The following is a 12,480-nucleotide window of genomic DNA, read 5'->3' as shown; positions in this document are numbered from 1 at the left end:
GATTCCTCCAAAAATAATTAATAGAAAATAATAAAAAACTCTGTCACGCGATTTGCGTACAGAGTTTTCATGCAAAATAAACAGTATTCACTGTATATCTCCCATCCCTGTCGCTCGCAGGTCTAACGGTATGATCATGCAACGGCAGTTCTTCTGACTCAGATTCATCACTTCTCCAGCCTTCCCAAGATTTCTCTCAGTGACATATTTGGAGTTGCTCCTCTTTACAGCGGCGGGACCGTACCGGATTTACACCGATTTCCCTATTAAGCCCTTTTGGCACCTATTGCGCGATTATGAAATTCGTTTTTCATCATAAACTATATAGTGGCTATATAGTCAAGCTTTTAAAAGCATAAATTTATATTTTTCTCCAATTAACTACAATGAATTGCTGTCCGCTTCAAACTACATTCCGAAGGATATGCCATTTTTGTTTTGCTACCATACCATCTAGCAAAACAACCCCCGCCACACAACGAAAAATCATTGCACTCTAAGCAAAAATGCAAACTATTTTTTATTAACTCTGCAACCTTGGCTTGTTTTTGTCTATCCACACCCGTTTTAATATTTCCAATATAAAAGTCAGGATTACCAACCAATGAAGCACAAGCATAGATATCTCCAGTTGCATCAACATAAATTGCAGCACCATTCATCGCATGGCAATGCGCAAAGGTCGTTAAGCTGCCTTTTTTTAATTTTTCCACGCGCTCTAACTGCGCAAACAATATTTTACGTCCTGTTAGTTCTTCAAGCTTTTCAGCTAAGGTAAACGCTTTCTCTAATCCAGCTTTTACGTCTTGAGGTTCTGCCGCTTTTATCTCTGCACCGCGTCCTTGTCCTCTTAGTAAATCAAACCCAATTCGCCTTACATTTCCAAGGTAATAGGCAAGCTCTACAATCCCTGTTAATTTATTTACATTTTGAGCTGTCACAACACAAGTCACACCGATTTGGATAGAATGATGTTTCAAAATTTCAATTCCATTTAAAATCGCCTGCATACATCCACTACCATTTGGAAAACATCTCTGCCTATCATTTTCCTGTGTTCTCCCATCTATGCTAACGCCAATTGCAACTTTTCCTTTTTTTAAGATTTTCGCGATTTTCTCAGTAATTAACGTTCCATTTGTTTGCACCTGCATTAATGCAGGAATTTTATTTTCCTGAACATATTCAATCACCGCTTGAATGACTGGAAAATTCAGCAGCGGTTCTCCACCACTAAATTGAAGGATAAACTTCTCCTTACTTCTTGCAGCAATATCTACTGCTTGAATCGCTGTCTCAACTGACATAAAATCAGCAGCATGTTCATTTGCATAGCAATACTTACATGATAAATTACAAGTACCGGTTAAACTAAGTAATAGCATCTTTGTCGATGTTTCAAATTGATTTAAAAACCCCATTTTTCTGCTCCATTAAATGCATAAATTCATTTGTTGTCATTACTTTTACTTGTGATTGCCGTATTAATACATCGTATAAGCGTTTTGCTTCCCCATTTGTATAATCACGTTCTTCAATCGGTGTATCCTCCAAAACAATCAATTGTTTTGCAATAAATGCATCTTTTAAGTTCATTAAATTATTTATTCCATAGGCAATATTACAAAGTACTGTAAAGGTTGCATGACCAATTAACACGCGATTTTCCTCACTATTTGATTCATCGATAGGAGCAAAAGCTTCCTTATAAATCACCTTTGCATTAAATGCAGACGCTACAATTGCGTCTCCATCTCCAGTTGATAATACCCCCGTACTAATCTTATAGTGCTGTTCATATAACTTTCTTATTAAATCCGAAGCAATCCCGCCTCCACTAATAATGTGAATCCGTTGCTTGCTATCATTTCTGTTCTCTTTATGATAAGTATAGATATCAAGCAATCCCGATACATAATTATTAAACACTGCTGCATTCATCTGATACGCTTGATGTAAATTACCAGTAGTGATTACTTCTTCTGGTAATCCATCCGCTAAAACGTTACCTTTATTCAGTAAAATTAATCGAGAACAAAATTTTGCCGCCAAGCGAATGTCATGAACAACAATCAAAATAGTTTTTCCCTGACGACAAAGCTCTTTGCACTGACGAAAAATCTCTTCTTGATACGTTAAATCGAGACTAGCCGTAGGCTCATCAAGAAAAATCAAATCCGTTTCTTGTGTAAGAACCTTTGCTAATAATACACGCTGTTTTTCCCCACCTGACATATGATTAATATCCTTATCCGCTAAATGAGAGACGCCTGTAAATTTCATATATTTTCCAGCAATTGCATAGTCCTCTTCACTTTCATTCTGCCACCATTCCAAATAAGGATATCGTCCTGCTAAAACAACCTGTTTTGCTGAAAATCCGAATCCTGTATTAATTTCCTGCTGCATATAAGCAACTTTACGCGCAATCTGCTTTTCAGATAATGTATGCAGATTTTCCCCAAATATTTCGATGGTTCCTATTGCTGAATGAATTCCCCGTAAACTTTTTAGCAACGTACTTTTACCTGCGCCATTGGGTCCAATAATACCAACAAACTCTCCCGGATTTACTGTAAAATTAATGTCCTGTAATATAGTATAATTGTCTATCGCTAATCCAACATTTTCTGCAATCAGTATAGGTTGTTTCATTATAGCTGCCCCTTCCGCTGCGCCCGTCTAAGTAAAAACAAAAAGTATGGTGCACCCATTAAAGCAGTCATTACACCCACGCGAATCTCCGCTGGCTGCGCAATCAATCTTCCCACCGTATCACACCCTAATAGAAAAGTCCCTCCAGCTAAGGCACAGGCTGGTAATAAAATCCGGTGTTCTGCTCCTAAGATAATCCTCATAATATGTGGCACTACTAACCCAACAAAGCTTATACTACCACTGACACATACTGCAGTAGCTGTCGTTAGTGAAGCAATGAATAATAAAAGCATTCTCAATTTGGCTACCGACATACCGACAGAGCGCGCTTCTTCCTCACCAAGAACAAGAATATTCAAATGTCTAGCTAATAAACATAAAATAATAATACCAAGCACAATTGGACCAACTGCCAAATACACATGTTCCCAGCGTCTATAATCTAATCCGCCAACCGTCCAAAATAAAAATTCCCGCAATTTATATTCATTCATAAAAGTTAAGATTCCCGAAGTCAACGCTCCTAAAAAAATGCTGACAGCAACACCGGCCAGCAATAATACCATAACGGGAATTTTTCCATTGCGCATTGCAAGAAAAATCGTTAAAGCAACGGTTGCCAAAGATCCGATAAATGCAAAAAGAGGCATATAAAACATGCCTACAGCAGTCAGTCCTGTAGAAATAGCTAATACAGCTCCCAGTGCAGCTCCACTCGACACACCAATAATCCCTGGCTCTGCCAATGGATTTCCAAAAACGCCCTGCATTACTGCACCCGTTACAGCTAACGCCGCCCCGACTAAAATGCCAACAAGCGTTCTAGGCATTCTAATATGCCAAACAACAGCGGTATCCTCAGCTGTTGGAACGGCATTCGTTAGTATTGGCAAATTTAATTGGTCAGTAAGAATATTTACGATAGATAAAAAAGGAATCTGAATTTGCCCAAAACTTAAGGACATTGCAAAAGTAAGCAAAAATAAAGCGACTAAAACAATTAAAATGATAATTTTTTTATTCAAAGCGTTCATAGCATATCCTTTTATTTAAAATTTTCTCAACGCACGTTGCTGTGTTCTTACTTTAGTTTGCCAATCCAAAGTTGATGTCTGCATAAATTCATGCACAAGATATTTAGGCTGTATCTTTTCCACAATTTTTTGCACCGTTTGTGTAGTAAACGGAAGATGTTCATCAATCTTTAGTACATGTTCCATAATATTGCCTATAGAATAATCACGAGTAATGTTTTCTTGTCTAATCTTTTTGACATACTCTCCCGATAATGAATAATGTAGATGAATTCCTTTTATATATCTGCTTTCTGCTCCCAAATTATTCAGAACTTGCAAAATATACTCTACACCATCTTCTTGCGTCACTAGGTTTTGATTTGTGTTCATCAAGTGTCCCGTATCCAGCATAATCCCTTTATTTTTATGCTGAATTCCAGCCATTAGTTTTTCTACGATATTTCTATCTAACAAAGTTAAGCCCGGCCACCATAAATTCTCAAATAACAAAGTTACACCTTCTGGAATCACATCTGAAAGATCATTCACAAGTTCAATGATCGCTTCAATAACCATATTATCTTTATAATGAAACTTCCAATGATAAAGTTCCTCTTTTCTTGCCTGACTAACATGAAAAACAAGATATTTAGGATTCATTTTTATTGCTGCTGAAATATTCTCTTTATATAAAGCTAACCAATCATTTCGCGTCAAACCACCAAAACAAGATTTAATCGCATCCGTATTTGGGAAACTTAATTTCAAGCCTTGTGAATTTCCTAGCCAAAAATCTAACCAATCACTCCAAAACCGTAAATGCACACCATAAATAAATTTTTCCGGATGCAAATTAGAATCCCACGGTTCCCAAAGCATCATTTCAATACCATCTAAGCTATTTTTTTTCAGAAATTTTTCTAACGCCTTCGCATCGTTTTGAATCAAATTATTATCCATGGAGTAATTTGATAAGTTCACTAATTCAATCATAGTAACCTCTTTCAACCAATCCCTTTCAATCTATCAAGAAAAGGTTTCTTCTTTAGCATACTTTAAGTAATCGTAAAACTAAATTTTCTATAAATATAACACCGAACGGCATCACCATAGACATTTTTTGCTGGTGAAAATGATAAGCGATATGCTGTTTTTACTGCTTCGTTATCAAATGCTTCATATCCTGAGGAAGAAGCAACCTCTACACTTTCCGCATTTCCATCCGCTCCAACTAGAATTTTAACCTTTACCGCTCCTTCAATTCCTTGTCGTTGTAGCTTTTTCGGATAATTCGGCGCAGCATCTGAAATTAATTGTGGTGGTGTTTTGGGTTTTAATGCGTCCCCATTACCGTCACCATTGCCATTTTCACTGCCACTTCCCGTTCCATTATCATTTCCGCTTCCCGTTCCTTGTCCATTTCCAGAACCTTCACCATTGCTTCCCTGTCCATTTCCAACAGTTGAACCGCTCGTATTATTTCCATGGTTCGTAATTGCTTGATTTGTCGTACTTTTTTCAATATGTTGTTTTCTTTCTTCTATATACTGTTTTGTCACTGGTGGAATATTTGTATCATTTTTTAACACGATGTCTTCTACTGCTGGTTCAGCAACCTCTGACGCTGCAGCTCCATCATCACCGCCGCCAGATTCACCGCCGCCAACATCTTCATAAACAGTTACATCAACGATCTTAGCTGCGCTGCTATCCATGCGCATAAAAAGTCCCGTGGATGCAACGAAAACAAATACAATAATATGTAAAAACAGCGATATTCCTAAGGACAAACGTTCTTCTTTGGATTGTTTATGCATGATTAGCTCCTCCCAGATTCAGCGGCCAGACCAAATCGTGTTAATCCTGCACCTTTCAATTGATCTAAAAATACAATAACTTTTCCATAATCAATATCCTGATCAGCGCGCAGCACCACTGCAAACTTAGGATTTTTCTTATTTTCTGCCTTCGCTTGTGCAATCAATGTCTTTTCATCAATTTGTTGATCTTCAAGCCACAAAGAACCATCTTTTTTCATCGTAACTAAATAATTCACATTTGTTTGCATTTCTGCGTGCTGCGCTTTTGGCATATTTACTGCTACAGTTTTTAAATCGACCATATATAATGTACTCAGCATAAAAAATACTAATAAAAAGAACATAATATCGATCATTGGAATAATCATAACTTCTGGTTTCGCAAAAGAACGTCGATCACGCAGTCGCACGATGTATCACCTGCTCTTTATATGCCTCTACTACTGAAAAGCATTGCTCCATATCCGTTACAACATTTTCTAAACGTTGCGCGAAATAAGAATGTACAGCTAAAGCAATAATCGCCACACATAGCCCCATAGCTGTAGCAATCAAGGCTTCACCAACACCACCTGTAATTGCCATGGCTTGCCCAGATTCAAGATTAAAAATACTAAATGCTGAAATCATCCCACTAATTGTACCCAATAATCCCAAAAGTGGTGCCATCGTAACAATTACATTTAAATAATATAAACGCTTACGCATTTTCGATAATGCAATTCCAGATTGAATTTCTAAATAGGAAGCTATTTTTTCCTGATTTTTGGTTTGTTTCCCCATCGCTTGATATAAAATATCTGCTAAATCCCCATTTGTAGCATCTGCTAATTTCTTTGCTTCTGAAGAATTATCTTCTGACATGAGCTCACAAAACTCAATTGCAAATTTGCGTCCTGAATCTGATCTCCTAAAATAAAAACCCCTTTCAACCCCGATCGTCACAACAAAAATAGAGCAAATTAAGAGTATATACATAACGAATCCACCTTTGTGGAAAAACTCTACCCCTTGTACAATAAAATCCATGTTAATCCTCCTTAGCTCATTTATAAAATATCAAGTATTTTCCTTTACCTATTAAACACAAACTATGGTGATGCGAAAATCGCATCACCATTGATGGGAATTTAATAGTTATATAGATAACGCAAACCGACGTGTGTGCACCTAATGATGAGCAATCACTAAAAGAGAGTCAAATACTTATAAAGTAACTTTTAGGGTTATGATATAGGAAGCCGGTTTGCGGATATCTCTTTTCTGCCACTTATTCTTCATAAGCGGCAAGCAACCGCTGCATTGCCATAGTTGCTGAAATTTTACCTTCAGCCACTTGTTTGTCAATGTGACTGCGGCATTCTCTTACCCGCTCATTTTGATAAAAGCGATTATGCAAATTTTCTTCAACCATTGAATATACCCATGCTAAAGTTTGTTCCTTACGGCGTGAAGTAAAGATTCCACTCGTGGTCACCGTTTCTTTAAACTTATCGATAACATGCCACAAATCGTCAATCCCCTCTCCCGTAAGTGAGGAACAAGTGTGTGCACGTGTTTGCCAGCCTTCGGTAGCCTGTCGTAAATAATGAAGAATACGCTCATACTCCACTTTGACCATTTGGGCTTTCTGCTTATTATCGCCATCAGCCTTATTAATCAAAATTGCATCGGCAATTTCCATGACACCTTTTTTCATCCCCTGTAATTCATCTCCTGCCCCTGTTAAAACAACAAGTAAGAAGAAATCAACCATAGAGCGGACAGTGATTTCACTTTGTCCAACTCCAACGGTTTCTACCAAAATAATATCATAGCCAGCGGCCTCACATAAAAGTAAAGTTTCTCTACTTTTTTTCGTAACTCCGCCTAATGTGCAACTCGACGGTGATGGTCTAATAAATGCATTTGGTTCCTTTGACAAATTCTCCATCCGCGTTTTATCACCTAAAATACTGCCCTTTGTAATACTGCTACTTGGGTCAACCGCCAGTACTGCGACTTTATGTCCGCACCCACACAATTTTGAACCAAGCGCTTCAATAAATGTACTCTTCCCAGCACCAGGCACACCAGTAATTCCAACACGAATTGAGTTCCCTGTATGCGGTAATAATTTTTGCAATACTTGCTGCGCTAGCACCATATGCTTGAGCGAATTGCTTTCGATTAGAGTAATCGCCCTTGATAATAACATTCTGTCACCAGCTAAAACACCTTGCACATAATCATCGACTGTGAGCCTTGGACGTTTCACCCCACTTGCAGCTGTTTTTTCTAACGGGGCAGTCTTCTTTGTCATTCCGTCGTGCCCACCATTAACCCCAGTCATCACACGGCAGGCAAATTCACTGCCGGCACACTCAGGTTGCCAATCAGGTCGATAAGTTGAATTACTCATGATCCCAATTCAAGCGTTTTTTCAATTCTTCAAGGACTTTTCCGGCTGCAATCGGAATAATTGTCCCCGGTCCAAATATTGCTGCGGCACCATGTTCACGCAAGAAATCATAATCTTGAGCTGGAATAACACCGCCAATAACTACCATAATATCTTCACGTCCACGTTTTTTTAATTCCTCTATCAATTGTGGCAATAGAGTTTTATGCCCTGCGGCGAGCGAACTCATTCCCACAACATGGACATCGTTATCCACCGCATCTTGTGCAGTTTCCTCTGGTGTTTGGAATAATGGTCCGATATCAACATCAAATCCTAAATCCGCAAAGGCTGTTGCAATTACTTTTGCTCCACGGTCATGGCCATCTTGCCCCATTTTTGCAATCATGATTCTCGGACGACGACCTTCTGCATCTTCAAATTCATCTGTCATTTTGCGAACGCGTTTAATTTCATCTTCATCAGCAAATTCACTGCTATATACTCCAGAAATTGAACGAATAATGGCTTTATGCCGTCCAGAAACTTTTTCTACTGCATCGGAAATTTCACCAAGGCTCGCTCTTGCGCGAGCTGCATCTACTGCCAATGCTAATAAGTTTCCTTCCCCTGTTTCTACGGATTTTGTAATTGCTTCTAAACAAGATTGTACTTTATCATTATCACGATTTGATCGTAATTTTTCTAAACGACGAATCTGTGCCTGACGTACTGCTACATTATCAACATCAAGAATATCCAATGGATCTTCTTTATCTAAACGATATTTATTTACGCCAACAATCATTTCATCGCGCGAATCAATATGCGCCTGTCTACGTGCTGCCGCTTCTTCGATTCTCATTTTTGGCAAACCTGTATCAATTGCTTTTGCCATACCACCAAGTGCTTCAACTTCTTGAATATGTGCCCAAGCGCTTTTTACCAGTTCTTGTGTTAATGCCTCTACATAATAGGAACCGCCCCACGGATCCACAACTTTACAAATTTTTGTTTCATCTTGTAAATATAATTGTGTGTTACGAGCAATACGTGCCGAGAAATCTGTTGGTAAGGCAATTGCTTCATCAAGTGCATTCGTATGCAATGATTGTGTATGTCCAAGTGCTGCTGCCATCGCCTCAATACATGTCCGAACAACATTATTAAATGGATCTTGCTCAGTTAAGCTCCAACCAGAAGTTTGCGAATGTGTTCTAAGTGCCATGGATTTTGTTTTTTGCGGATTAAATTGTTTAATAATCTTTGCCCATAGCAAACGTCCAGCACGCATCTTAGCAACTTCCATAAAGTAATTTTTTCCCATTGCCCAAAAGAAGGATAAGCGTGGTGCAAATGCATCCACACTTAATCCAGCATTTACTCCTGTTCTAATATATTCAAGCCCATCGGCAAGCGTATAACCAAGTTCAATATCCGCTGTCGCTCCAGCCTCCTGCATGTGATAACCCGAGATACTAATACTGTTAAACTTCGGCATAAATTGCGAAGTATAAGCAAAAATATCGCCGATAATCCGCATCGATGCTGCTGGCGGATAAATGTACGTATTACGCACCATGAATTCTTTTAATATATCATTTTGGATTGTACCAGCTAAAACTTCTTGTTTTACCCCTTGTTCTTCTGCTGCAACAATATAGAATGCTAGTACCGGAAGCACCGCTCCATTCATTGTCATTGATACTGACATTTTATCTAATGGAATTCCCGAAAATAAAATTTCCATGTCAAGGATTGAATCAACAGCAACCCCTGCTTTACCAACATCACCAACAACGCGTGGATGATCGGAATCATAGCCACGATGTGTTGCCAAGTCAAAAGCGATAGACAAACCTTTCTGCCCAGCTGCTAAGTTACGACGATAAAACGCATTACTTTCTTCCGCCGTAGAAAACCCTGCATATTGGCGAACTGTCCACGGACGAGTTACATACATTGTTGGATAAGGGCCACGCAGAAATGGTGGAATCCCTGCGACATAATGTAAATGATTCATCCCTGCTAAATCACTTCTCGTATATAGCGGTTTTAAATCAATTTGTTCCATCGTCCGTTGATACAATTCTTTAACACTACACCCCGTTTGTGCTTCTAATCTATCTTTCCATTCAGCAAAACTCTCTTGTTTTGCCTGTCCTTGAAAAGCCATTTTTGTAAAATCAGGTTGCATTATTTTATCCCTCCTTGTTGTTGTAGCCAAGTCAAGATATTATAGCAATTTGCCCGAACATGAATAAATTCCTCAACTCCTGCTTCACGATAAGATGCTTCATATTCTGGTGCTGGTGCGCCAGCAAGCATAACAATCATTTCTGGCTTTTCAGCTTTTATTTTTTTCGCAACTGGTGGAACAAGTTCTGGATACGTATCATCGGTTGAACAGATAATTGCAACCAACGCACCTGATTTTACCGCTGCCTCGGCAGCCTCATCGGTTGTCATAAATCCATCATTTTTAAGTACCTCAAAGCCACCTACTTCGAAGAACCCCGTACTAAAGTCAGCTCTAGGTTTATGTTGCGGTATTTTCCCCATGTTCGCTAAAAAGATTTTTAATTTTTCGCCATGCTCGGCTTCATATGCTTTTGCTTTATCACGTAACTGTTCAAACTGCTCTGTAAAACGATGTTTCTCTACCATACAAGCAATGCTTTCACCATCGCTATTTTCATATAAAATATTTCTTGCATCCTCAAGCGTTGCTCCCGCACTAAATGCAGCTTCTAATACATTGATGAAATCATCTGACTTGTTTTGTATGCTTTGTCTTAACTGTAATAATTTTTCATCACGGAATTTTTCATCAACATCATTAACAAAATCGTTAATTTGCTTTGTCCGTGTTTCTTTTATCGCAGCTACATCAAGTTCATTTTTCTCTAGCAATTCTTCTAGCACATTCGCATACATATTTACACCAACAGCACGGTCTGCACGTTGTGCTAATTTTTTGAAGCGCTGCATCAACACATCTTTTACATCGCCTTGTACTTTTCCAGCCTTTAACGCTGCAATCATGCCACCGTCAACTTCAACCTGTTGCATTACTTGCCATGACTTCTCAGCTACTTGTTTTGTTAAAGACTCGATATACCAGGATCCACCTGCCGGATCGACCGGTTGACATAAATTACATTCGTTTTGTAACATAATCTGCGTGTTTCTTGCAATACGTCTAGAAAACTCATCACCTAAACGAATCGCTGAATCAAAAGGCTGTACTTCTAAACTATCAATCCCACCAACAACCGCAGAGAAGGCTTCTGTTGTTGTTCTAAGCATATTTACATATGGATCATATACTGTTTTATTAAAGTTCGCAGTACATGCATGAATAATCATTTTTTGTGCTTCTTTATCACCGCCAAAACTTTCAACAACTTTAGACCATAACTGTCTTGCTGCTCTAAGTTTTGCAATTTCCATAAAGAACATTGCACCTAAGGAAAAAGTAAATTGCATTTGTTTTGCAATTGTATTTATCTCTAGTCCACGTTTTTGTAATTCACGAATATAAGTAATCGCCGTAGCCAAAACATAACCTAATTCTTGAACAGCACTAGCTCCACCATCGCTATACACTTGCCCATCCAAGATAATCGTTCTTAACTCTGGCACATTTTTTTCTGTCCATTTCACTGTTTTTGCAAGTTCATCGAATAAATCATCTAACGATGCAGATAACTCCCCTTTTGCTACCAATACACCAATTGGATCAGCACCAATACAGCCATGTACATCAGTAAGTTTCTGAGAATTCGCTTTTAACATTGCACTGAGCATACTAATCATCAAGCTATTATTTGCACCACAATTGACATATAATTGATACTTTCTCAAATCCAATCCAGCAAAAACTTCGTACATATCTTGAATCGTACTGATTGATACACCACCCTTTTGAATTTGCTTGTCAATCTTATCACCATTTTGTCCTTGTTTTGTAAGTGCATCAAGTTTAATATTGATGGCAGTTGCACCTTTTTCCAACTCATGTTTAATTAATTTGTTTAATTTTGCTGGAATAACATCATCCATTTGTTGCGCAATAAGCCAAGGCTTTGTTATATAGCCCCCCTCATGTGTTCCCCGCATATAATTTTCCATGCCAGGCAAGTTTGATAATTCTTCAGGATTCGGTGCCATTTCCATCGTATACATTGGCTCTAAAGTGATGCCCTCATAGGTTTTCGTAAACAATTTTTTCTCGAAACTGCCACCTTTTAGCGTTGCAATTGCTTCTTGTTTCCACTCCTCATAATCAGGAGCAACAAACTCATCAAGGCTAACCATAGGAAGCTCGGTTTCTTGTAGCTCTTTTTCTTCTGCTTGTTTCATATTCCTAATCCTTTCCCTCAGTGCACTGATAACTTATTAAAGAGTTTTTATTAAAAAAGAGAAGACAAGAGTGCCTTCCCTTGTTTGAAAAAGGATGTCTCCTAACGGAAACATCGGGCATACGCCCAGTACAATAAAAAATAAAATATATGAGCAATGTTCTCCGCCAAAGCTAAGAAGCGGAGAAAACTTTTTGACTAAAATAAAAAATCCTTCTTTGCCTACAATTGCAAAGAAGGAT

At 38.4% G+C, this 12,480-nt stretch carries 10 protein-coding genes and 1 riboswitch; all 10 genes read right to left on the bottom strand.

The annotated features are described in order from the left end of the window. Window positions 1–126: 126 nt before the first annotated feature. Window positions 127–303, bottom strand: a riboswitch (cobalamin riboswitch). 74 nt (window positions 304–377) lie between these two features. Then, window positions 378–1,421: a radical SAM protein gene (locus tag ACWZFG_RS02270; protein ID WP_455576969.1), complete on the bottom strand. Its 1,044-nt coding sequence runs from the start codon at window positions 1,419–1,421 to the stop codon at window positions 378–380. Then, window positions 1,399–2,655 (bottom strand): ABC transporter ATP-binding protein, encoded by a 1,257-nt coding sequence (locus tag ACWZFG_RS02265; protein ID WP_455576968.1) that lies wholly within the window; start codon window positions 2,653–2,655, stop codon window positions 1,399–1,401. Before ACWZFG_RS02265 ends, ACWZFG_RS02270 begins: the two co-directional genes overlap by 23 nt. Further along, the gene (locus tag ACWZFG_RS02260) at window positions 2,655–3,692 is read right to left on the bottom strand and encodes an iron chelate uptake ABC transporter family permease subunit (RefSeq protein WP_177504904.1); all 1,038 of its coding nucleotides are present in this window, start codon (window positions 3,690–3,692) and stop codon (window positions 2,655–2,657) included. The genes ACWZFG_RS02265 and ACWZFG_RS02260 overlap by 1 nt, the downstream gene beginning before the upstream one ends. Before the next feature lie 15 nt (window positions 3,693–3,707). After that, a complete protein-coding gene (locus tag ACWZFG_RS02255) occupies window positions 3,708–4,667 on the bottom strand; it encodes a TIM barrel protein (RefSeq protein WP_177504903.1) in 960 nt (319 codons plus the stop codon). Between the two features lie 62 nt (window positions 4,668–4,729). Then, the gene (locus ACWZFG_RS02250) at window positions 4,730–5,491 is read right to left on the bottom strand and encodes a TonB family protein (protein ID WP_177504902.1); all 762 of its coding nucleotides are present in this window, start codon (window positions 5,489–5,491) and stop codon (window positions 4,730–4,732) included. Window positions 5,492–5,493: 2 nt separating this feature from the next. Continuing rightward, the gene (locus tag ACWZFG_RS02245; protein WP_177504901.1) at window positions 5,494–5,904 is read right to left on the bottom strand and encodes an ExbD/TolR family protein; all 411 of its coding nucleotides are present in this window, start codon (window positions 5,902–5,904) and stop codon (window positions 5,494–5,496) included. Continuing rightward, entirely contained in the window at window positions 5,891–6,523 is a 633-nt protein-coding gene (locus tag ACWZFG_RS02240) for a MotA/TolQ/ExbB proton channel family protein (protein WP_177504900.1), read from the bottom strand. Before ACWZFG_RS02240 ends, ACWZFG_RS02245 begins: the two co-directional genes overlap by 14 nt. 241 nt (window positions 6,524–6,764) lie before the next feature. Continuing rightward, a complete protein-coding gene (gene meaB, locus ACWZFG_RS02235) occupies window positions 6,765–7,895 on the bottom strand; it encodes a methylmalonyl Co-A mutase-associated GTPase MeaB (protein ID WP_177504899.1) in 1,131 nt (376 codons plus the stop codon). Then, complete coding sequence (gene scpA / locus ACWZFG_RS02230; protein ID WP_177504898.1) at window positions 7,888–10,071, bottom strand: methylmalonyl-CoA mutase; 2,184 nt, start codon at window positions 10,069–10,071, stop codon at window positions 7,888–7,890. Before scpA ends, meaB begins: the two co-directional genes overlap by 8 nt. Continuing rightward, window positions 10,071–12,239, bottom strand: coding sequence for a methylmalonyl-CoA mutase family protein (locus ACWZFG_RS02225; protein ID WP_177504897.1), 2,169 nt, complete (start codon window positions 12,237–12,239; stop codon window positions 10,071–10,073). The genes scpA and ACWZFG_RS02225 overlap by 1 nt, the downstream gene beginning before the upstream one ends. Window positions 12,240–12,480 lie beyond the last annotated feature (241 nt).

This window comes from Anaerosinus sp. (assembly GCF_965318445.1).
Note: the sequence above shows the minus strand (reverse complement) of the source record. Positions and strands in the feature narration are given on the sequence as shown.